This window comes from Variovorax sp. 350MFTsu5.1 (genome assembly GCF_048302515.1).
Lineage (GTDB): Bacteria > Pseudomonadota > Gammaproteobacteria > Burkholderiales > Burkholderiaceae_C > Variovorax > Variovorax guangxiensis.
On sequence record NZ_CP157620.1, the window covers coordinates 4,670,040 to 4,694,718 of the forward strand.

Consider the following 24,679-nt stretch of genomic DNA (forward strand, 5'->3'; position numbering starts at 1 on the left):
GCAAAAAGGCCGGCCCCGTTTCGGGAGCCGGCCTTTTTTGTTGCCTGCCTTCCGCCTACCGGCCAGCCTGCGCCACCGCGACGCAGTGGTCGACGATCTCCTCCAGCGCCTCGCGGTAGAAGCCGATCAGCTTCTCCACCGTCGCCTCGTCGTACATCGCCCGGCTGAAAATCCAGCTCATCGAGAGCTGCCCTTCGTACACGTTGCCGGCGATCTCCAGCCAGTTGGCCAGCGGAGCCTCCTCGTCGTGGACCGGCCCCGGATGCTCCACTGCCGGCTTGAACATCGCATCGTCCCCGCCCAGGCTGCGGTCGAACTGACCCAGGTAGTTGAAGGTGATGCGCGCCTGTGCCGGACCCAGCGAGGCACCCTGCGGCCGCAGGTGCTTGAGCACGCCATGCCCGATGCCGCGACGCGGCACGTCCATGCGCTGCTGCTTCGTCGAGAGAATCAGCGACTCGACCGGCGAACTGCCCTCGCGCAGCCGCACCGGATAGACACTCGTGAACCAGCCCAGCGTGCGGCTCAGGTCGAGCCCTGCGGCATCGGCCTCGCGCCCGTGGCCTTCCAGCTGGACCAGCGTCTGCGACTCGCCGCTCCAGCGCCAGACCGTCCTCGACAGCGCCGCCAGCAGCAGATCGTCGATGGACGTGCCGTACGCCGAGGGCGCCACGCGCAACAGCTGGGCCGTGCGTTCGCTGTCCAGGCGCATGCGCTGCGTCAGCGCGTCGCGATCGACCAGCGCGTCGATCGGCCGGTCCCTCGGAATGTCGACCACCGGCTGCAGCTGCGTCTGCCAGTAGGCAAGTTCATCGTCCAGTTCCGTCCCCTGCGCCAGGGCCTGGAGATGCTCGGCCCAGGCCTTGAAGGAGGCCGTCTTGCCGGGCAGCTGCACCGCGCGGCCTTCGCTGAGTTGCCCGTAGACCGCCTGCAGGTCTCCCAGCAGCACGCGCCACGACACGCCGTCGACCACCAGGTGATGCACCACCAGCAGCAACCGCGCACTGCCGTCGGCATGGCGCATGTGCACCACGCGCCACGCCGGCCCCTTGGACAAATCGAGGCTGCGCTGCGCCGCGTCCGCCACCAGGCTGATCTCCTGCGCATCGGCGACCTCGCGGCTCCACAGCAGGTCGCGCGGCTCCGCTTGCGCGCTGTAGCGCTGCCGCCAGCGTCCGTTGGCCTGCTGTTCGAAACGCAGTCGCAGCGCGTCGTGATGTGCTGCCAGGGCGTCGAGCGCCTGCAGCAGCAACGATTCGTCCAGCGGCTTCGCCGCCTCCAGCATCAGCGCCTGGTTGAAGTGATGGCGCCGCGGAATGGGCGTGTCGAAGAACCAGGCCTGGATCGGAATGAGCGGCAGCGTGCCCTGCGCCTCGACCACGGCCTGTGCCGGCTCTGTCGGCTGCACGAGCGCGGCATCGGCAAGCTGCTCCACCAGCGCCTCGATGGTCGGATGGCGCATCAGGTCGCGCAGGCGCAGCTGGAACCCCAGATCGGCGTGCCGCACCTTGGAGATCACCTGCAGGCTCAGGATCGAGTCGCCACCCAGCTCGAAGAAGTTGTCCGAGATGCCCACCGACTCCACGCCCAGCACCTCGGCCCAGATGGCGGCGAGCCTGCGCTCCCTGTCGTTGCGCGGCGCCTTGATCTCGCGCTGCGCGTCCACACCCGGCTCGGGCAACGCGTGGCGGTCCAGCTTGCCGCTGATCAGCCGCGGCAGCGCATCCAGCACGATCAGGTGCGCGGGCACCATGTGCTCCGGCAGGCGCCGGCGCAACTGCTGCAGGGCCTGCTGCGACAGCTGCGCGCGCGGCCCGCTCGGCATGGGCACGATGTAGCCGACGAGCTGTCGGCCCGAGGGCCCTTCGTGCAGCTGCACCGCGGCCTCCAGCACGCCCGGAACCTCGCGCAGCTGCGCTTCGATCTCGCCCAGTTCGATGCGGAAGCCGCGGATCTTCACCTGCTGGTCGGCGCGCCCGATGTAGGCGATGTTTCCGTCCTCGCGCCACCGCACCAGGTCGCCGGTGCGGTACAGGCGGCCGCCGCTGCCCGTGTTGTCGAAGGGGTCGGCGACGAAGCGCTCCGCCGTCAGTGCGCTGCGCCCCAGATAGCCGCGCGCCAGGCCGTAGCCGCCGATATAGAGCTCGCCGACGCTGCCGCGCGCAACCGGCCGCAGCTGCGCATCGAGCACATGGACCGTGCGTTCGCCCACCGGCCGCCCGATGGGCGCATAGGCCTCATCGAAGCCACGGTCCGCGCTGGTCTTCCAGATCAGCGGCGTGACCACGGTTTCCGTCGGCCCGTAGCCGTTGATGAGCGTGCGCGGCCGCAGCGACTGGCGCACCTTGTCGTAGGCGGCCCGGGGCATCGCCTCGCCGCCGAACACGTATAGCTCAACCGGAGGTGCCTCGCCCAGCGCCTGCGCCCAATCGGCCAGCTGGCTCAGGTAGGCCGGCGGGAAAGCCGCGTTGGTCACGCCGTAGCGATACAGCGCGTCGCAGGTCTGCTCCGCCGTCCACAGCTCGTTGTCGCGCAGCGCCAGGCTCGCGCCCACGGTGAGCGCCGTCAGCCAGCGCTCATGAGCCCCGTCGAACGAGAAGGACATGAAGTGCAGCTCGCAGGAGCGCGCCACCATCCCGTAGATCTCCGCCGTGGCCTGGCAATGCATGCTGAGCGGCCCGTGCGACACCGCCACGCCCTTGGGCTGGCCCGTCGAGCCGGAGGTGTAGATCACGTAGGCCAGCTGGTCCTGATGAACCGCGACCTCCGGATCGTGAGCGGGCCAGCCGGCCAGCTCCGCTTCGTCCAGCACCAGCGTGTCGGCCATCGAGGGCAGGCGCGGCAGCACGGCGCGCTGCGTGAGCATCAGCCGCGCACCGCTGTCCTTGCACATGAAATGCAGGCGGTCCTGCGGATAGTCCGGGTCGAGCGGCAGGTACGCGGCGCCAGCCTTGAGCACGGCGAGCAGCGCGACGATGGTCTCCAGCGAACGCTGCAGCGACACCGCAACGACCGCATTGCCACGCACGCCGCGCTCGATCAGCGCGTGCGCCAGGCGATTCGCGCGTGCATTGAGATCCGCATAGCTCAGCTCGGCATCGCCCATCAGCAGCGCGATCGCCTCGGGCTGCAGGCGCGCCTGCTGCTCGATGAGCTGGTGCACCGGCGTGCGCAGGAAACCGTGGCGCCCGCTGCGGCCCAGGCGCGCGATCTCGGACTGCTGCGCCGAGGTCAGCGTGTCGAGGTCGCGCAGCGCCTGCGAGCTGTCCTGGCTCATCCTGTCCATCAGGCCGAAGAGCTGCTGCGAGAGGGCCTGCACGTCCGCTTCCTTGAATCGCTCGCGCAGATACTTGAGCTTGATCGTCAGCACCTCGCCCAAGTGGACTTCCACGTCCATCGGATAGTGGGTGACGTCGACCGACTCGGCCTGCTCGAACTTCAGGCCCTGGTCCGCGCGGCCGGCGAGCGTCTGGTCGATCGGGTAGTTCTCGAACACGACGATGCTGTCGAACAGCCCCTGGCCGCCGCCCTGCCCGGCCCAGCGCTGGATCTCGTGCAGCGGCGTGTACTCGTGCTCGCGCGAGGCCAGGTTCTGCGCCTGCAGTTCGCGCAGCCAGTCCCCCAACCGCTGCGCCGGCGCGGCGTCGACGACCACGGGCAGCGTGTTGATGAAGAGGCCCAACATCCGGTCGGCCCCCACCAGCCCCGCGGGCCGGCCCGCCACCGTGGCGCCGAAGACGACCGTTTGCTGCGCGGCGTAGCGCGACAGCAGCAGCGACCATGCGCCCTGCACGAGCGTGTTCAGCGTCACGCGCTCGCGGCGGGCGAAGGCCTGCAGGGCCTGCGTGCCTGCCGCATCCAGCGCGGCACCGACTTCGCCGTGGCCTTCGCCGTTGGCTGGCGGCTCGAGAGCCGTGCCGAGCAGCGTCGGCGCATCGATCTTCTGCAGCCGGCCGCGCCAGTAGGCCTCGCCCTCCTTCGCCGGACGGGCGGCCAGCCAGGCGATGTAGTCGCGGTAGCTGCACGCCGGCTCTTCCGTCGCCACGCCGTCGTAGGCCTGCAGCACCTCGCCGAACAGGCGAGACATGCTCCAGCCGTCCAGCAGCAGGTGGTGACAGCTCCAGATGAAGCGATGGCGCTGGTCGTCGATGCGGATCGCGGCAAGCCGCATCAGCGGAGGCGCCGTCAAATCGAAGGCGGCCTGCTGCTCCAGTGCCAGCGCCCCGATCGCCTGCGCCTGGTCGGCTCGCCCGCGCCAGTCGTGCACGGCCATCGGCAGTTCCACCGACCTGGCCACCCACTGCAGCGGAGGCTGGGCCATGCTCAGGAAGCCCGTGCGCAGCACATCGTGGCGTTGCACCACCTGCTGCCACGCACCCCTGAAGCGCTGCACCTCCAGCCCCTGCACGTCGATGCGCAGCTGCGTCACGTACGCCGTGCCACCCCCGTCGTACTCGCTGTGGAACAGCATGCCCTGCTGCATCGGCGACAGCGGATACAGGTCCTGCACCTTCTGCGCCTCCGATGGCAGTACATCCAGCAAGGCGTCCAGCTGCGCCTGCGTCAGCGCCGCCAGCGCGAAGTCCGAGGGCGTCACGCCCGAGGCTGCGCCGGTGCAGTGCGCCACCAGCGCCTGCAGCTCCTCGCGCAGCCGGTGCGTCCACGCCCGCACGTCCTCTTCCCGATGGCGCTCGCGCCCGTAGCTCACCGCCAGGCTCAGCTCTCCCTCGTACACCCGCGCGTTGATCGCGAACTCGTGCGCCTGCGGCGCATCCCCTCCCATCGCCTGGCCACCGCCTTGCGCCGCCGGGCGCCACAGCGCCTGCTCGTCGAAGCTGCCGTCGAACTGGCCCAGGTAGTTGAAGACCACCTGCGCCCTGGGCAGCACCTCGATGGCCTGCCGCTGCGCGTCGCTGCCCAGGTGCTGGAACACGCCGTGCCCCAGCCCCTTGTTGGGCACCTGGCGCAGCTGCTCCTTCACGCGCTTGAGCGCATCGCCGATCTCGCCCCGCGGCGCCAGCGCCACCGGGTACACGCTGGTGAACCAGCCCACGGTGCGGCTGAGGTCCATGCCCTCGAAGATGTCCTCGCGCCCGTGGCCTTCGAGGTCGACGAGCACGCTGGCCTGGCCGCTCCAGCCGCACAGGGCGCGCGCCAGCGCGGTCAGCAGCAGGTCGTTGACCTGGGTGCGGTAGGCGGCTGGGGCGTCCTTGAGCAGGCGCTGGGTGGTGGCTGCGTCCAGGGTGACGTTCACGCTGGCCTGCTCGCTCGCGCGGCGGCTGCCCCGGGGGTTGGCGCATGGCAGACCGGTCTGGACTTCGCCCAGGGCCTGCTGCCAGTAGGCCAGCTCTTCAGCGTTGGCCTGCGCGTAGCCTTGCAAGGCCTGCGCCCAGTCGCGGTAGCTGCTGCTGCGCGCGGGCAGCTCGACGCTTCGGCCCGCGAGGCTGGCGCGGTAGGCGCGGTAGGCGCTCTGCAGATCTTCCAGCAGGATGCGCCAGGACACGCCATCGACCACCAGGTGGTGGATGGCCAGCAGCAGCAGCCAGCGGCCGTCTTCGACTTCGATGAGCAGCGCCCGCATCAATGGGCCTCGCTCCAGGTCGAGGCTGCGCTGGGCTTCGTCGCACAGCGCTTCGATGCCGGCATCGTCCTTCGCGCGGCGCACCCACAGCAACTCCTGCAGTTCCGGCTCCGCAACGGGTTCGTAGCGCTGGGTCCACTGGCCCTGCGCCTGCTGGCTGTAGCGCAGCCGCAGGCCGTCGTGGTGCCGCACCAGCGCGACCAGCGCCTGGCGCAGCGCCTTCATGTCCAGCGGCTCGCGGCTTTGCAGCAGCACCGACTGGTTCCAGTGGTGGCGCGCCGCCATCTCCATGCCGAAGAACTCGGCCTGGATCGGCAGCAGCGGCACTTCGCCTTCGGCCGGCCCGCGCACCTGCGCCGCGGCCGCCTCCTGGTCGAGTGCCTGCACCACGCCGGCGAGCTGGGCGATGCTCTGGCGCTCGAACATCTGCCTCGGGGTGAGCTGCCAGCCCGCGCGACGCGCCTGCGCGACGATCTGCAGGCTGAGGATGGAGTCGCCTCCGAGCTCGAAGAAGTTGTCGTGGCGCCCCACCTGCTGCAGCCCCAGCACCTGGGCCCACACCTGCGCCAGCGCCTGCTCCGCTTCGCCCTGCGGCGCCTCGTAGTCGTGCGCCGCGGCGTACTCCGGCTCCGGCAGCGCCTTGCGGTCGACCTTGCCGTTGGCGTTCAGCGGCAGTGCCTCCAGCACCACGAGGGCACCGGGCACCATGTACTCCGGCAGCACCGCGCCGAGCTGTTCGCGCAAGGCTGCCGCCTCCAGCGCCGGCTGGCCTTCGTGGCCGCAGACGTAGCCCACCAGGCGGGCTCCGCTGGGGCCCTCCTGCGCCACCACCACCGCCTCGCGCACGCCCGGCTGCGCCAGCAGCTGCGCCTCGATCTCGCCGAGCTCGATGCGGAAGCCCCGCACCTTGACCTGGTGGTCCAGCCGGCCGAGGTATTCCAGCTGGCCGTCCTCGCGCCAGCGAACCAGGTCGCCCGTGCGGTACAGCCGCCCGCCGGCCTCATCGAACGGGTCCGCCACGAAGCGCTGGGCCGTCAGGCCGCTCCTGTTCAGGTAGCCGCGCGCAAGGCCCGCGCCCGACACAAACAACTCACCGGCGCATCCCACCGGCACCCGATGCAGGTCGGGGTCGAGCACATGCATGCCGAGGTCCGGAATGTTCACGCCGACCGGGCTGCGCGGCACCTCGAGATCGAGCGCCGTGATGGGCCGGTAGGTTACGTGGACAGTGGTCTCCGTGATGCCGTACATGTTGATCAGCCGCGGCTGCGCATCGCCGAAACGTTCGATCCACGGACGCAGGCTCTGCGGCTCCAGCGCCTCGCCGCCGAAGATCACATGCTTCAGCGACAGGCCGCCTTCCTCGTAGAGTCCGCGTGCCGTCATCAGCTGACGGAAAGCCGAGGGCGTCTGGTTCAGCACCGTGACCCGCTGCTCGCGCAGCAGGGCCAGGAAGTCGTCTGGCGAGCGGCTGATCCAGAAAGGAACGACCACGAGCCGGCCGCCATGGCACAGCGCACCGAAGATTTCCCAGACCGAGAAGTCGAAGGCATACGAGTGGAACAGGGTCCACACGTCGTCCGCGCCGAAATGGAACCAGTCCTGCGTCGAGCCCAGCAGCCGCACCACCTGGCGATGGCACAGCTGGGCGCCCTTGGGCTTGCCGGTCGAGCCGGAGGTATAGATGACGTAGGCCAGCTGGTCCGCGTGCTGCGCGACGGCCGGATCGTGATCGGGCACCGACTGCAGCTCGAGCGTGTCCAGCGCCAGGACCTGCACGCCCGGTCCGCTGGGCGGCAGGCCGGGCTGCACCTCGCTGTGCGTCAGCAGCAGCGCGATGCCGCTGTCTTCCATCATGTGGGCCAGGCGATCGGCCGGATAGGCCGGGTCCAGCGGCACATAGGCTGCGCCGGCCTTCAGGATGGCCAGAAGGGCCACCACCATCTCGATGCCGCGCTCCACCGCAAGGCCAACGCGGGCCTCCGGCCGTACGCCGAGTTCGATGAGCCGATGCGCCAGGCGGTTCGCGCGTGCATTGAGCTCCGCATAGCCGAGCCTGTGTTCGCCGAAGACCAGCGCCACGGCCTGCGGACGCGCGCGGGCCTGCTGCTCGAAGAGGCCGTGCAGCGAAGCATCGCGCGGCACGGCCGGCTGCTCGCGTTCGGCTCCCCAGGACTGCAAGGTCTGGAGCGTCGCCGGATCGAGCAGCTCGAGTCGATCCAGGCACCCGGCCTTCGCATCGACCAGCTGCAGCAACAGGTGCCGCATGCGGTCGGCGATGGCACTTGCCGTCTGCTCGCCGAAGCTGTCGCGCATGAAGCCGAACTGCAGCCCCAGCGTGTCGGCCTGGCGCACGACCAGGGTCATCGGGTAGTTGCTCTCCTCGCTGTGCGCGATCTCGCCGAAGCTCAGGCCGCCGGGCGAGCTCGCCTTCAGCGCCTGGTCGACCGGGTAGTTCTCGAACACGACGATGCTGTCGAACAGCCCCTGGCCGCCGCCCTGCCCGGCCCAGCGCTGGATCTCGTGCAGCGGCGTGTGCTCGTGCTCGCGCGAGGCCAGGTTCTGCGCCTGCAACGCGCGCAGCCAGTCGCCCACGGGCCGGCCGGCCTCGATGCCGACGATCATCGGCAGGGTGTTGATGAACAGGCCCAGCACCTGGTCGGCACCGCGCAGTTCGGCCGGGCGACCGGCTACCGTGACGCCGAAGCTCACGGTGCGCTGGCCGGAGTGACGGGCCAGCAGCAGCGCCCAGGCCGCCTGAACCAGCGTGTTCACCGTGATGCGCTCGGCCCGCGCGAAGGCTTGCAGGCGTTGGGTTTCCGAAGTGTCCAGGGTGCGGATGCACCGGCCGTGCCCCGGCTGCGCTTCCACCGGCCTGGGCAGCACCTGGCTCAGGTGCGTCGGCGTATCGAGGCGAGCGAGCTGGCCGCGCCAGTAGGCCTCGTGGGCCACGGCATCCTGTGCCTGCAGCCACTCGATGTAGTCGCGATAGCGGCCGGCCTGCGGCGGCAGGGCAGCTCCTGCGTAGGCGCTCAGCACTTCGCCCATCAGCCGCGACAGGCTCCAGCCGTCGAGCAGCAGGTGGTGGGCGGTCCAGACCAGATGGTGGCTGTCCTGCCCGGTACGGATCGCGAGCAGCCTGGCCAGGGGCGGCTGAACGAGGTCGAAGCCGCGCGCGAGATCTTCGCTCGCCCAGTCGTCCAGCGACTGGCGCAGGTTCGGCTCGGCGCGCGCATCGCGCTCCAGCCAGGGTGTTTCCACCGACCTGGCCACCCACTGAAGCGGAGGCTGGGCCATGCTCAGGAAGCCCGTGCGCAGCACGTCATGGCGTTGCACCACCTGCTGCCACGCACTCCTGAAGCGCTGCACCTCCAGCCCCTGCACGTCGATGCGCAGCTGCGTCACGTACGCCGTGCCGCCCCCGTCGTACACACTGTGGAACAGCATGCCCTGCTGCATCGGCGACAGCGGATACAGGTCCTGCACCTTCTGCGCCTCCGATGGCAGTACATCCAGCAAGGCATCCAGCTGCGCCTGCGTCAGCGCCGCCAGCGCGAAGTCCGAGGGCGTCACGCCCGAGGCTCCACCGGTGCAGTGCGCCACCAGCGCCTGCAGCTCCTCGCGCAGCCGGTGCGTCCACGCCCGCACGTCCTCTTCCCGATGCCGCTCGCGCCCGTAGCTCACCGCCAGGCTCAGCTCTCCCTCGTACACCCGCGCGTTGATCGCGAACTCGTGCGCCTGCGGCGCATCCCCTCCCATCGCCTGGCCACCGCCTTGCGCCGCCGGGCGCCACAGCGCCTGCTCGTCGAAGCTGCCGTCGAACTGGCCCAGGTAGTTGAAGACCACCTGCGCCCTGGGCAGCACCTCGATGGCCTGCCGCTGCGCGTCGCTGCCCAGGTGCTGGAACACGCCGTGCCCCAGCCCCTTGTTGGGCACCTGGCGCAGCTGCTCCTTCACGCGCTTGAGCGCATCGCCGATCTCGCCCCGCGGCGCCAGCGCCACCGGGTACACGCTGGTGAACCAGCCCACGGTGCGGCTGAGGTCCATGCCCTCGAAGATGTCCTCGCGCCCGTGGCCTTCGAGGTCGACGAGCACGCTGGCCTGGCCGCTCCAGCCGCACAGGGCGCGCGCCAGCGCGGTCAGCAGCAGGTCGTTGACCTGGGTGCGGTAGGCGGCTGGGGCGTCCTTGAGCAGGCGCTGGGTGGTGGCTGCGTCCAGGGTGACGTTCACGCTGGCCTGCTCGCTCGCGCGGCGGCTGCCCTGGGGGTTGGCGCATGGCAAGGAGGCCGTCTCTGCATGGCCCAGGGCCTGCTGCCAGTAGGCCAGCTCGCCGGCATTGGCCTGTGCGTAGCCTTGCAGGGCCTGCGCCCAGTCGCGGTAGCTGCTGCTGCGCGCGGGCAGCTCGGCGCTTCGGCCCGCGAGGCTGGCGCGATAGGCGCTCTGCAGATCTTCCAGCAGGATGCGCCAGGACACGCCGTCGACCACCAGGTGGTGGATGGCCAGCAGCAGCAGCCAGCGGCCGTCTTCGACTTGGACGACCAGGGCTCTCATCAAGGGGCCTCGCTCCAGGTCGAGGCTGCGCTGGGCTTCGTCGCACAGCGCTTCGATGCCGGCTTCGTCCTTCGCGCGGCGCACCCACAGCAGTTCCTGCAGTTGCGCTTCGGGAACGGGTTCGTAGCGCTGGGTCCACTGGCCCTGCGCCTGCTGGCTGTAGCGCAGCCGCAGGCCGTCGTGGTGCTGCACCAGCGCGACCAGCGCCTGGCGCAGCGCCTTCATGTCCAGCGGCTCGCGGCTTTGCAGCAGCACCGACTGGTTCCAGTGGTGGCGCGCCGCCATCTCCATGCCGAAGAACTCGGCCTGGATCGGCAGCAGTGGCACTTCGCCTTCGGCCGGCCCGCGCACCTGCGCTGCGACCGCCTCCTGGTCCAGCGCCTGCACCACGCCGGCGAGCTGGGCGATGCTCTGGCGCTCGAACATCTGCCTCGGGGTGAGCTGCCAGCCCGCGCGACGCGCCTGCGCGACGATCTGCAGGCTGAGGATGGAGTCGCCTCCGAGCTCGAAGAAGTTGTCGTGGCGCCCCACCTGCTGCAGCCCCAGCACCTGGGCCCACACCTGCGCCAGCGCCTGCTCCGCTTCGCCCTGCGGCGCCTCGTAGTCGTGCGCCGCGGCGTACTCCGGCTCCGGCAGCGCCTTGCGGTCGACCTTGCCGTTGGCGTTCAGCGGCAGTGCCTCCAGCACCACGAGGGCACCGGGCACCATGTACTCCGGCAGCACCGCGCCGAGCTGTTCGCGCAAGGCTGCCGCCTCCAGCGCCGGCTGGCCTTCGTGGCCGCAGACGTAGCCCACCAGGCGGGCTCCGCTGGGGCCCTCCTGCGCCACCACCACCGCCTCGCGCACGCCCGGCTGCGCCAGCAGCTGCGCCTCGATCTCGCCGAGCTCGATGCGGAAGCCCCGCACCTTGACCTGGTGGTCCAGCCGCCCGAGGTATTCCAGCTGGCCGTCCTCGCGCCAGCGAACCAGGTCGCCCGTGCGGTACAGCCGGCCGCCGGCCTCATCGAACGGGTCCGCCACGAAGCGCTGCGCCGTCAGGCCGCTCCTGTTCAGGTAGCCACGCGCAAGGCCCGCTCCGCCCAGATACAGCTCGCCCGCCATGCCGGCCGGCACCAGATTCAGGTCGCCATCGAGCACCACTGCAGTGCGGTCGCCCACAGGCGAGCCGATCGGCATGTAGGCCGCATCGAAGCCCTCGCCCGCATGCGCCTTGGCGATGGTCGGCGTGATCACTGTCTCGGTCGGCCCGTAGCCGTTGATGATCCGCGGCGGCCGCAGGTTCGACATCACGCGGTCGAAAGCGGCGCGAGAAGTCGCTTCGCCGCCCACGGTGTAGGAGCGCAGCGAAGGCACGCGCCCCTCTTCGCCCATGCCCTCGGCCAGCTGCCGCAGATAGCTGGGCGTGAAGCAGGCGATGGTGATGCCATGACGGCTCATCTCCTCATGGCTGCGTTCCACCGACCACAGCTCCTCGTCGCGCGGCATCAGCGCCGAGCCGAAGGCCAGGGGCGTCCAGATGCGCTCGTGCGCACCATCGAAATTGATGGACGCGAACTGCAGCTCGCGGTCCTGCGGCGTCATGCCGTAGACCTTGCCGATGGCCAGGATGTGCATGCCCAGCGGCCCGTGCGCGACGGCGACGCCCTTGGGCTGTCCGGTCGAGCCCGAGGTGTAGATGACATAGGCCAGGTGTTCGCCGCTCAGCGCGACGTCGGGGCAGTCTTCGCGACCAGTTTCCAGCGCCTGTGCATCGAGCAGCAGCGTGGGGAGTTCGCGCATCGCGGCCGGCAGGCGCCCGCGCACATGGGCCTGCGTGAGCAGCATGCAGATGCCGCTGTCGGCTGCCATGAATTCCAGCCGCTCCGCGGGATAACCGGGGTCGAGCGGCACATAGGCGCCGCCCGCCTTGAGCACGCCGAGCAATGCCACCACCATCTCGATGGAGCGCTCAACCGCCAGGCCCACCCGGCTTTCCGGCCGCACGCCGAGCGCGATCAGCCGATGGGCCAGCCGGTTGGCGCGGGCATCGAGTTCGGCGTAGCTGAGCTCGGTGTCGCCCATGATCAGGGCCGTGGCCTCGGGACGCGCGCGCGCCTGCCTTTCGACCAGCCGGTGCACGAAGGCTTCTTCCTGCCCCTGTTCGGCGGAATTCCACTCTCCCGTTCCCCAGCGCTGCAACTGCAGGCGCTCGGCTTCGTCGAGCAATTCGACCTCGCGCAGGGTCTTGCCAGGGTGGCTCACCAGATGCTGCAGCATCGCGACGAAATGCGTCGCCAGCCGCTCGACGGTCCGAGGTTCGAACACCGCCTTGGCGTAGGTGAAGACGAAGCCGAAGCCACCGTCGGATTCCTCCAGCGTATCGAGCGCCAGTTCGAAGGGTGCCGTCTGCTCGTCGATCTCGTAGGGCTCCAGCGCGAGCCCGGGCAGTTGCCCCAGCGCGCCCAAGTTCTGCTGCTGATGGTTGAAGATCACCTGGAACAGCGGTGGCTGGCCAAGGCTGCGCTGCGGCGCGAGCGCATCGACCAGCTGCTCGAAGGGCAGGTCCTGATGGGCCTGCGCGTCCAGCGCAGCCTGACGTGCCTGCGCGAGGAGCTGGGCCAGCGTCGTGTGGCCGTCCATCGTGTTGCGCAGCACCTGCGTGTTGACGAACAGGCCCACCACGCCGGCAACCTCGGTCCGGTCGCGGTTGGCGACCGGCACGCCGAGGCGGATGTCGGTCTGGCCGCTGTAGCGGTGCAGCAGGCCCTGGAACGCTGCCATCAGCAGCATGAAGGGCGTGGCCTTTTGCGCGGTGGCGCTGCGCCGCAGTTCGCGCGCCAGCGCCTCGGGCAAGGCGGCACGGTGGCGGGCCACGCGATACGGCCCCTGCGCGGGGCGCGGATGGTCGCCCGGCAGCTGCAGCAGAGGTTGCGCGCCGCCGAGTTGCGCCTTCCAGTAGTCGAGCTGCCGGTCGCGCTCCCCCGCATCGAGCCAGTTGCGCTGCCATGCGGCGTAGTCGGCATAGCTCAGCGTCGGCGTGGCAGGCTCCGGTGCGGTGCCCGTGGCGTGCGCGTGATAGAGCTGACCGAATTCGTCGATGAGGATCTGCATCGACCAGCCGTCGGCCACGATGTGATGCAGCACCATGACCAGGATCTGCTCGTCGTCGGCCAGACGGATCAGGCCCACGCGCAGCAGCGGGCCGGCGGCCAGGTCGAAGGCTTCGCCGGCCATGCGGCTTGCCTCCTCCTGCGCCCGGCCGGCGCGCGACTGCCCAGGCTCGGCGCGCAGGTCGACCTGGCGCAGATCGGGCATCGACCCGGCATGCACGACCTGCTCGGCCACGCCTTCGGCGCTGGCTCGGAAAGTGGTCCGCAGCGATTCATGCCGCGCCACCAGCGCGGCCAGGCTGGCTTCCAGGGCCTGCTGGTCGAGCCGCCCCTTCAGCCTCAGCGCGGCGGTGATGTGATGCGCCGCGCTGGCGGGCTCCATCTGCCACACGAACCACTGCCGGGCCTGCGCGTACGACAGCGGCAGCACCGCCCCCCTGGGCCGCGGCACGATGGGAAGCCGGCCGAAGTCGATGCCCTGCTGCCGCAACGCCGCGATGAATTCCTTCTGCTTTTCCGGCGGCAGCTCGGCAAAGCGTTGTGCGATCAATGTGCTGCGTGCGTTCACTTAGGCTCCCAGACTTTCCAACAATGCATCCATGCGATCCAGCTCCGAGCCATCCTGCTCGGCGTGCGCGGCCTGTGCGCGGCCTTCCGCCGCCAGGACTTCGGCACAGGCCGCGAGGCTCGGGCATTCGAAATAGCGCTGCAGCGGCAGGTCGACGCCCAGACGCGCCTTGACCAGCTGCCGCAACTTCAAGGCGGCCAGCGAATGGCCTCCGAGCTCGAAGAAGTTGTCGTGGCGCCCCACCTGCTGCAGCCCCAGCACCTGGGCCCACACCTGCGCCAGCGCCTGCTCCGCTTCGCCCTGCGGCGCCTCGTAGTCGTGCGACGCGGCGTACTCCGGCTCCGGCAGCGCCTTGCGGTCGACCTTGCCGTTGGCGTTCAGCGGCAGCGCCTCCAACACCACGAGGGCACCGGGCACCATGTACTCCGGCAGCACCGCGCCGAGCTGTTCGCGCAAGGCTGCCGCCTCCAGCGCCGGCTGGCCTTCGTGGCCGCAGACGTAGCCCACCAGGCGGGCTCCGCTGGGGCCCTCCTGCGCCACCACCACCGCCTCGCGAACGCCCGGCTGCGCCAGCAGCTGCGCCTCGATCTCGCCGAGCTCGATGCGGAAGCCCCGCACCTTGACCTGGTGGTCCAGCCGCCCGAGGTATTCCAGCTGGCCGTCCTCGCGCCAGCGAACCAGGTCGCCCGTGCGGTACAGCCGGCCGCCGGCTGCATCGAACGGGTCCGCCACGAAGCGCTGGGCCGTCATGTCGCTGCGATTCAGATAACCGCGCGCAAGCACCTCCGCGCCCACATACAGCTCGCCGATCGCGCCCAGCGGCGCTTTGCGCAGGCTGCCGTCCAGCACCAGCAGGCGCGCGCTGGAAGCCGGCCGCCCGATGGGCGGCAGCCCCTCGCCGTCGGCGAGCTCGACGACGAACTCGCTGACCACGTGGGTCTCGGTGGGGCCGTACTGGTTGAGCAGGCGACACTGCGGCTCGCGCTGCAGCCAGGCGATCAACGCGGGCGTGAGCTTGAGTTGCTCGCCCGCCGTGACGATCTCCTTCAGTGCCGGCAGCCGCGTGCCTTGGGCCAGGGAGGCTTCGGCAAGATGCTGCAGCACGGAGAAGGTCAGGAACACGCGCTCCACCGACTGCTCGCGCATCAGCGTCTCGAGTTCGACCATGTCGAGCCGCTGCGCCTCGGTGCTCTGCACCAGGCAGCCGCCCGAGGCCAGGCCGCTGAGCATTTCCTGGAACGCCACGTCGAAGCACGGCGATGCGTACAGCAGGGTGCGACGCGAGCCGGGAATGCACGCCAGCTGCCAGGCGATCAGCCGCGCCACCGCTTCGTGCCGCATCGCCACGCCCTTGGGACGCCCGGTGGAGCCCGAGGTGTACAGCACGTACGCCAGGTGGTCTCCATGGAGCGGCACGACCGGGTCATCCCCGGGCTCGCCGCTCACGTCGTCCGTGTCGAAGGACAGCAGGCGCACGCCCGGCCGGGACGGAATCCGCACCGCGAGGGCATCGCGGGTCAGCACCCAGGCGACGCCGCTGTCTTCCACCATGTAGGCCAGGCGATCGGACGGGAAGGACGGGTCCAGCGGCACATAGGCCGCACCCGCCTTCAGCACAGCCAGCAAGCCCACCACCGTTTCGACGGAACGGTCGACCGCGATCGCCACCCGGTCCTCCGGCCTCACGCCGAGCCGGATCAGGCGATGCGCCCACTGGTTGGCCAGCCGGTTCAGGGCCGCATGGCTGAGCCGCCGCTCGCCGGCGACCAGCGCCGGAGCCTCGGGATTCAGCCTTGCCTGGCGCTCGACCAGCCGGTGCACAGGCTCCGGCGAATGTGCCCTGAAGTCGCCGCGTTCGAAGCGCGCCAGTTGCTCCAGCTCGCACGGTTCGATCAGCGGCAGCTGCGCCAGCGGGCGCTCGCCGCTGTCCTCGGCCAGGGCCAGCAGCAGTGCTCGCAGCTGGCTCGCGAGGCGCTCGATGGTCGCCTCGTCGCACAGCTCCTGCGCGTAGAGCCAGTCCAGCTGCAGCGTGTCGCCCTGGTGGACCAGCAGGCTCAGCGGATAGGAGGTGTCGGCCTGCGTGCGCACCGGCCCGAACACCAGTCCGCCCGGCGAAGCCTCCTTCAGCACCTTGTCGACCGGGTAGTTCTCGAACACCATCAGGCTGTCGAACAGGCCCTGCCCAGCACCGCCCGCCCAGGCCTGGATCTCATGCAGCGGCGTGTGCTCGTGCTCGCGCGCGGCCACCTGGCTGGCCTGCAGTTCGCGCAGCCACTCGCCCACGGGCTGCCCGGGTCGCAGCGGCACGACCACCGGCAAGGTGTTGATGAACAGCCCGAGCATCTGCTCGGCACCGCGCAGATCGGCAGGACGGGTGGCGGCGGTGGCGCCGAACACGACGGTGCCCTGGCCCGTATGGCTGCCCAGCAGCAACGCCCATGCGGCCTGCATCAGCGTGTTGAAAGTCACCCGCTCGCGCCGCGCGGCCTGTTGCAGGCGCTGCGTGGCAGAGGCATCGAGCAGGCTGCGATGGCGCGCCTTGCCCGTCTTTGCAAGGGCAGGAGGGCGCAGTGCGGACAGCAGCCGCGTCGGTGCCTCCAGCGTACCCATGGTCGCGCGCCAGTAGCGCTCGCCGGCCTGCGGATCGCGCGCGCCCAGCCAGGCGATGTAGTCGCGGTAGCGCCCTGGCGCCTGGGACGGTGGCTGCCCGCCGTAGCGGTGCAGCACCTCGGCCATCAGTTGCGCGGCGCTCCAGCCGTCCAGCAGAAGATGGTGATGCGTCCAGATCAGGTGATGACGGCGCTCGCCGGTGCGCGCCAGCAGCAGCCGCATCAGCGGCGGCCGCGAGAGATCGAAGCCCTGCTCCTGCTGCTCGCGGGCCAGCGCCTGCAGCGCCGCACCGAGGTCGGTGCGCTCGCGCAGGTCGTGCTCGATCCAGGGCATTGCCGTGCCCGCGCTGGCGGCCACCCATTGCAGCGGCGCTTCGCCATGCACGAGGAAGCCGCTGCGCAGGATCTCGCTGCGTTGCAGGGCCGCCTCCCAGGCAGCGCGAAGGCGTGCCGGATCGAGGTTCTCCACATCCACCGCGAGCTGGTTGACATAGCTGCCGTCCTGCGGTTCGAGCAGGCCGTGGAACAGCATGCCCTGCTGCATCGGAGACAGCGGATACAGATCCTCCAGCTCGGCGACCGCCACCGGCAAGGCATCGAGTTGCGGCTGGCCGAGGCCGGCCAGCGGAAAGTCCGATGGCGTCACGCCGCGTGCGCCCGCAGTGCAATGCGCGATGAGCGCATGGAGTTCGTCCTCGAAGCGCTTCACCCACCCTTGCACCGTCTGCCGCTCATGCCGCGCGCGGCTGTAGCTCACGGTGATGGTGAGTTCTCCGCCGGACACCTGGCCGTTGACCGTGAACTCGTGCAGCAGCGGTGCCGCTTCATCCATCGACACGCCCGGACTCTCTTCGGCCTGCCGCCAGGGCGAGCCGGCGCCGAAGCCGCTGTCGATCTGCCCCAGGTAGTTGAAGACGAGCTGCGGCGCCGGCAAGGCCCTCAGGGCCTGGCGCTGCGCTTCACTGCCGAGGTGCTTCAGCGCACCATGGCCAAGCCCCTTGAGAGGAATGCCTCGCAGGCTTTCCTTCATCCGCCTGAGCGCCTCGCCCGGCTCGCCCGAGGTATCGAGCAGCACCGGGAACAGGCTGGTGAACCAGCCCGTGGTGCGCGACAGGTCGACGCCACCGGGCAGGTCCTCGCGGCCGTGGCCCTCCAGCATGACCTGCAGCCGCTCGTGTCCGCTCCAGGCGCACAGCGCCCGGCCCAAAGCCGTGACCAGCACGTCGTTGACCTGCGTGCGATAGGCCGCAGGCGCCTCCTTGAGCAGCGCGTGCGTGCTGGCCCGGTCGAGGCGCAGCTCGATGCTGCCGCGCTCGGCCTGCGTGCTCGTGCCCTCGGGATGCTCGCAGGGCAACGCCACGGGCACCTCGGCCAGCGTGCGCCAATAGGCAAGCTCCCCGTCGCCGGATGCGGCGGCGTACTCCTGAAGGGCCAGTGCCCAGTCCCTGACGCTGCCGGTCCTGGCGGGCAGCGCGACGGTCTCGCCCGCGCGCAATCGCGCATAGGCTTGCCCCAGGTCCTCGAGCAGGATGCGCCACGACACGCCATCGATGACAAGGTGATGTGCCGCGAGCAGCAGTCGCCATGAGCCGTCGCCGAGCTTGATGGCCAGCGGGCGCAGCAAGGGCCCGCGCTCCAGGTCAAGGCTGCGCTGGGCTTCGTCGCACAGTGCCTCGACCGCGGCCGCGTCTTTCGCCTCGCGCACCCACAGCAGCTCCTGGTGCCAGCCTGCCGGCAGCGGCTCGTAGGCCTGCCGCCACGCATCCGCGGCATCCTTGCAGAATCGCAGCCTGAAGGCATCGTGATGTTCCATGGCGGCCACCAGCGCCCCCTGAAGTGCGGGCAGGTCCAGCGGCTCGCGGCTTTGCAGCAGCAAGGACTGGTTCCAGTGATGACGCTCGGGCATCGCCGCCTCGAAGAACTCGGCCTGGAGCGGCAGCAGCGGCACCGCGCCGTTCTCCACGCTGTCCTTCGCGCCGTGGCCGGTCGACGGCGAAGCCGCGGCATCCACCGCTTCGGCCACCTCCGCGAGTTCCGCGATGGTCTGGCGATCGAACATCTGTCTTGGCGTGAGCTTCCATCCGGCCGTACGCAGGCGCGCCACGATCTGCAGGCTCAGGATGGAATCGCCGCCGAGGACGAAGAAGTTGTCGCGCCGCCCCACCCGCTGCACGCGCAGCAGTTCGGACCAGATCGCGGCCAACGCCTGCTCGACCACGCCGCAAGGTGCTTCATAGGCGTCGGTCGCGACCGACTCGGGCTCCGGCAGCGCCTTGCGGTCGATCTTGCCGTTGGCATTGAGCGGCAGCGTGTCCAGCACGAGCAGCGCGCCGGGCACCATGTAGTCCGGCAGCGCGGCGGCAAGGCGCTCGCGCAGCACTGCTGCATCCAGCGCCTCGCCTGTTCGCGCCGAAACATAGCCCACCAGCCGCATGCCAGCGGGACCGGCTGCCGCCACCACCACCGCCTCGCGCACCCCCGGCTGCGCCAGCAGCTGCGCCTCGATCTCCCCGAGCTCGATGCGCAGGCCCCTGATCTTCACCTGATGGTCGATGCGACCCAGGTATTCGAGCTCGCCGTCCTCCCTCCAGCGCACCAGGTCGCCCGTGCGGTACAGCCGCTCTCCGGCATCGCCGAACGGATCGGCGACGAAGCGCTCGGCGCTCAGGCCTGCCTTGTCCAGGTAGCCCCGCGCCAGGCCGATGCCTCCGAGGTACAGCTCGCCCGGCAAACCCTGCGCCGCGAGGTTCAGGCCATCGTCGAGCACATAGGTCTTCGTGCCCGCGATCGGGCGGCCGATGGCGACGTGGTTGCGCCCGTCGGGCCTGCACGTCCAGTGCGTGACGTCGATGGCCGCTTCCGTTGGGCCGTACAGGTTGTACAGGCCCGCGCCGGGCAGCCGCTCGAACACCCTGGCCTGCGCCTCTGCCGGCAGGGCCTCGCCGCTGCACACGATGCGCGTCAGGCTGGTGCAGGCCTCGATGCCCTCATGGGCCACGAAGGCCTGCAGCATGGAAGGCACGAAGTGAACGGTCGTCACGCCGTGACGGCGGATCAGCTCGACGAGCTTCGCCGGCTCGCGATGGTCGCCCGGTCGGGCCACCACCAGGCGCGCGCCCTGCATCAGCGGCCAGAAGAACTCCCACACCGACACGTCGAAGCTGAAGGGGGTCTTCTGCAGCACGGTGTCGGCTTCGCCCAGCGAATAGGCGTCCTGCATCCACGCGAGGCGGTTGTACAGCGACAGGTGGCGGTTGGCCGCGCCCTTGGGCCGGCCGGTGGAGCCGGAGGTGTAGATGACGTAGGCGAGATGCTCGCCGTGCAGGGGCACGCCGGGGTCGGCGCTCGGGCCTTCCTCGAGGTCGAGCCGGTCCAGCTCGATGCTCTGCACGCCCTCGCGAAGCGGAATGCCCGGCACCACATGGCTCTGGGTGAGCAGCAGCGCGACGCCGCTGTCCTCGAGCATGTAGGCGATGCGGTCACTGGGGTATTCGGGGTCGATGGGCACGTAGGCGCCGCCGGCCTTGAGGATGGCCAGCAGGCCCACCACCATCTCGATGCTGCGCTCGACGGCGATGCCGACCTTGGTGTCGGGCTTCACACCCAGCGCGATCAGGCGGTGCGCGAGGCGGTTCGCCTTCGCGTCGAGTTGCGCGTAGCTCAGCGAGACATCGCCGAACACCAGCGCCACCGCGCCGGGGTTGCGTTGCGCCTGCCTGCCGATCAGCCTGTGCACCGGCTCCGCATAGGCGCGGTGCGGCAGGCTGGCGCTCTGGCGCATCAGTCCGGCGCGTTCTTCCTCGCCCGTCAGCACGAGATTCGCGAGCACGCAGTCAGGGTCGAATGCCAGCGTCTGCAGCACGCGCTGGTAGCTGTCGACCAGCCGCTGCGCGGTGCGCGCCTCGAACAGGTCGGTGTTGTATTCGAGCCGGCCGCGCACGCCCCGCGGGTCGATGTAGAAGTCCAGCGACAGGTCGAACTTGGCGCCCGCGTCGTCGAACTCTTCCAGCTCGGCCTGCACGCCCTCGAAATCGAGCGCCACGGCCTCGCCGGACATCTGCACGCCGAACATCACCTGGAACAGCGGGCTGCGTGCCGGGTCGCGCCGGTCCTTGCGGTTCGCGAGCAGCACTTCGAAGGGCAGGTCGGCGTTGTCCAGCGCGGCCAGCGCGTCGGCCCTCACCTGGCGGCAGACCTCGCGCAGGCTCTGCCGAGGCGAGAGCCGCGCGCGGAACACCTGCGTGGTCACGAAGAAGCCCAGCAGCTCGCTCACTTCCTCGTGGTGCCGGCCGGCGTTGGGCACGCCGACGGCGAAGTCGCCCTGCCCGCTCAGGCGCGACAGCAGCACCTGCCATGCCCCGAGCAGCGCGACGAAGGGCGTGCATTTCTCGGCGCGGCAGAACTTCTGCACCGCCAGTACCAGCGCCGGCGGCAGCTCGAAGCCCAGCGCGGTGCCGGCGAATGTCTTCTGCGCGGGACGCGCGCGGTCGGTCGGCAGGTCGAGCGACGGAACCTCGGGGCCGAGGTGCCGGTTCCAGTGCTCGAGCTGGCGCGCCAGAGCGCCGCCCTGCACGCTCGCGCGCTGCCACACGGCGTAGTCGGCGTACTGCACGGGCAGCGGCGGCAATGCGACGGCAGCACCGCCGCTGCGCAGCGCGAGCCGGTAGGCCCGCGCCAGGTCGCCGGCGAGGATCGGGTTCGACCACGCATCGGAGACCACGTGATGCAGGCACACGGCCAGCACATGGCGCCGGTCGCCCAGCTTCACCAGCCGCGCGACCAGCGCGGGCGCGGCGCCCAGGTCGAACACATGCGAGGCGGTGCGGCGCACGGCCTCGTCCAGCGGCTGCTTCTGCGCTTCGGGCGAAAGCGCCGAGAGATCGATGCGCTCCAGCGCGAAGGGCGCCGATGCCTGCACCCACTGCATCGGCACGCCGTCCTGCTCGAAGAAGGCGGTGCGCAGGATGGCGTGGCGCGCGATCAGCGCCTGGAACGCACGCTCAAGCGCATCGGCGTCGAGCGCGCCGCCCAGGCGGAAGACGCGCGGAAGGTTGTAGGCCGTGAGGCCGGGTTCGAGCTTCTGCAGAAAGCAGAGTTGCTCCTGCGCGTAGGAAAGCGCGACGGCGTCGCCATCGCGCACCGTGCTGACGATACCGATGCTCATGCAGCCTCGCTTGCTTCTGCCGTCGCCTCTTCGGACTGCCGAAGAGCCTGCGCCCGCTGCTCGAGCCCCTCGGCATCGCCGCTGGCCTCGCGCAGTACCACGGCGAGCGCGGCCGGCGTCGGGTGGTCGAACACCGCGCCCGCCGCGATCTCCACCTGCAGCTGCTTGCGGATGCGCGCCACCAGCTTGATGACCTGCAGCGAATGGCCGCCGAGTTCGAAGAAGTCTTCATCCGCGCCGATGGGGCCGCTGCCCAGCAGCGAGGCCATGCCGTCGGCCAGCACGGCTTCGAGCGCGTCGCGCGGCTCGGTGCGCACGCGGCGATCGGCTGCGGCGGGTTCCTTCGCCGCCAGCGCGGCCAGCGCGAGGCGGTCGATCTTTCCGTTGGGCAGGCGCTCGAAGGCATCCACCGCCTTGAAGCCGGCCGGCACCATGTGCGCAGGCAACAGCGCGGCGAGCTGCTCGCGCAATGCGCGACCATCGAGCGCCGCATCGTCTGCAACGAAAAAGGCACTCAGCGTCGTCGCGCCCGCGGCGTCCTGCACCGCCAGCACCACCGCCTGCCGCACGCCCGGCTGCGCCAGCAGCACCGCCTCGACCTCGGCGGGCTCCACGCGGAAGCCCTGGATCTTCACCTGATGGTCCGCGCGCCCCACGAGGCGGATGCCGCCTTCGGGCAGCACGTGCGCCAGGTCGCCGGTGCGGTAGAGCCGCTCGCCCGGTTTGAACGGATCGGCGACGAAGGCCTCGCCCCCCTCGCTCGCTTTGCGGTTCAGGTAGCCGCGGCACAGCTGCGCGCCGCCGACGTAGAGCTCGCCCATGCCGCCCGCCGGCACGAGGCGCAGCGAAGCATCGAGCACATGCACGCGGTTGTTGGCCAGCACCTGAGTCAAAGGCAGTTGCGCCGGCAGTTGCCCGCCCGCGGGCACGGCATGCACCATCACGCCGACCGTGGTCTCGGTCGGCCCGTAGTGGTTGTAGATGGCGCACTGCGGCGCGAGCCGCGCGATGCGCTCGACCAGCGCGCGCGGCGCGGCCTCTCCGCCCAGCACCAGCGTGCGCGGCAGGCTGGGCGTCTCGCATTCGAGCAGCGCCTCCAGGTGCGAGGGCACGATCTTGATCGCGTCGATCGCATGCGCGGCCATGAAGCGAGCGAAGGCTTCCGCGTCCCTGGTTTCGTGCTCGCCCGCGACGACGAGGCATGCGCCGTTGAAGAAGGCGCCGAAAAGCGCGGTGTTGCCCAGGTCGGCCACCACCGAGCTCGTGAGCGCCCAGCGGTGGCATTCATCGAGCTTCATCGCGGCCGAGGCGGCTGCCACGTAGTTCAGCAGCTGGCCCTGCTCGATGGCGACGCCCTTGGGCTTGCCGGTGGAGCCGGAGGTGTAGAGCACATAGGCCAGGTCCTGCGGCGCGATGCGGTGCGCCGGGGCCTCGCCGGGCAGGCCGTCGAGCGCGGCCGGCAGCGCATCGAGCACCAGCGCAGGCTGCGCGTCGGCGAGCACGGCGGCGCTGCGCGTCTCGGGCCAGCCGGGCTCCAGCGGCAGGTAGGCCGCCCCCGCGCGCCAGGCGGCGAACATCGCCACCGGCAGGTCGAGCGACCGCGGCAGGTTGAGCGCGACGATGGCGCCCGGCTTCACGCCCTGCGCGACGAGCCAGTGCGCGAGGCGATTGACGCGGGCATCCAGCTCGCGGTAGCTCAGTCGTTGACCACCGCCTTCGAGGGCGGGGGCCTCGGGCGTCGTCTTCGCCCAGTGCGCGATGCGATCGGCCACGGTCTGCGTGCCCAAATCGATGCGCACATCGTTCTGCGCGAGCAGCAGCGCCTGCTCCTTCGCGCCGACCAGCGGCAGCGAGCCCGCAGGCGCATCGGGCTGCGCGGCCACGGCCTCCAGCAGTGTGGCGAACTGCATCAGCAGCCGCTGGAGCGCGGCGCGGCTGTAGCGGGCCGCGTCGGCGTGCAGCGACAGCACCGTGCCTTCGGCACTCCATGCGGCCTGCAGCGCGAGCTCGAAGCACCGCATCGGACCGGGCAGGCCGGCCAGCGTCCATTGCGTGCCGGTGCCATGGCGGCGGCCTGCCTCGTGCGAGGCGAAACCGACGACGGTGTGCGCGGCAAGCGGCGGCGTATCGACGGGCCAGTATTCCTGCACGTCGACGTGCGCGGCCATGGTGCCCTGCAGCCGGGCGATCCAGCTCGCGAAGGACTCATCGGCGGCCACGTCGACCACGACGGGCAGCACCTTGTCGAACAGGCCGACCGCGCCCTGCATCGGCTCGTAGTCGCGCCGGCAATCGTGCTGCCAGCCGCCGACGAAGCGGCCCGCGCCGCCGTCCAGCCGCGCGAGCAGCAGCCACCACACGCCCTGCAGCAGGGTCTCGGGCTCGACGCCGAGCGCGTCCGCGCGTTCGGGCACGCGCGCCGAGAGCGCCGCATCGATGGCAGCGCCGGCCTCGTGGCGCGTCGTTGACGCTCCGGCGCCATCGAGCCGCGCGTGCAGGCGCGGCGGCGCGAGCGTGGCGGCGTCCGCCGCGAAGCGCTGCCAGTAGGCGCAGCCCTCCGCGGCGTCCTCGCCTTCGACGAGATCCTGCCGCCATTCGACGAAACGCGCGTACTGAAAGATGTCTTCCGGATCGAGGCTGCCCTCGCCCAGATAGGCCATGGCGATCTGGTCGAAGAGGTTCCGCAGGCTCTCGCGGTCGGCGGCCAGCGGGTTCACCGACAGCGCGAGCGTGTGCCGCGCCTCCCCCGTGCGCACGAGGCCGACGCTGGCGAGTTCGCCGCGCTCCATGGCCAGCGGCTCGCGATTGATGGCGTCGAGCCATGCGGCGACCGCCTCGCCGGAGGCGTTGGGCATGTCGGCGGACTGCCACTTCAGCGGCGGCATTTCGTCGTGGTACTGCAGCCGCGGGCCCCGGTAGCCCGGCACCTGCCTGATGGACGCGCACAGCGCGCCGTGCGCGCGCAGCACGCTCTCCACCGCGATGCGCAGGCGCGCGATGTCAAGCGGGCCCTCGATGCCGGCCAGCATCGGCAGGCGGGGCGCTCCGGCGGGCACGAGGCGTTGCTCGGGGCTGAGCGCGAAGGTGGTTTCGGCGTTGTCAGTCGTCACGGTTGTC

The 24,679-nt window shown here is 70.6% G+C and carries 3 protein-coding genes; all 3 read right to left on the reverse strand.

The genetic code is table 11. The features are described 5' to 3' along the window. Positions 1 to 55: 55 nt before the first annotated feature. The 3 genes from ABL843_RS21365 to ABL843_RS21375 are packed head-to-tail and all read right to left on the reverse strand — an operon-like array spanning position 56 to position 24,672. Positions 56 to 13,789 (reverse strand): non-ribosomal peptide synthase/polyketide synthase, encoded by a 13,734-nt coding sequence (locus tag ABL843_RS21365; RefSeq protein ID WP_418117205.1) that lies wholly within the window; start codon positions 13,787 to 13,789, stop codon positions 56 to 58. After that, positions 13,790 to 21,562 carry an amino acid adenylation domain-containing protein gene (locus tag ABL843_RS21370; RefSeq protein ID WP_418117206.1) on the reverse strand — a complete coding sequence of 2,591 codons (7,773 nt, stop codon included), beginning with the start codon at positions 21,560 to 21,562 and terminating at the stop codon, positions 13,790 to 13,792. It abuts the gene before it with no gap. Further along, on the reverse strand, positions 21,559 to 24,672 hold the full coding sequence (locus ABL843_RS21375; protein WP_418117207.1) for a non-ribosomal peptide synthetase: 3,114 nt from the start codon (positions 24,670 to 24,672) through the stop codon (positions 21,559 to 21,561). The genes ABL843_RS21370 and ABL843_RS21375 overlap by 4 nt, the downstream gene beginning before the upstream one ends. Positions 24,673 to 24,679: the final 7 nt, after the last annotated feature.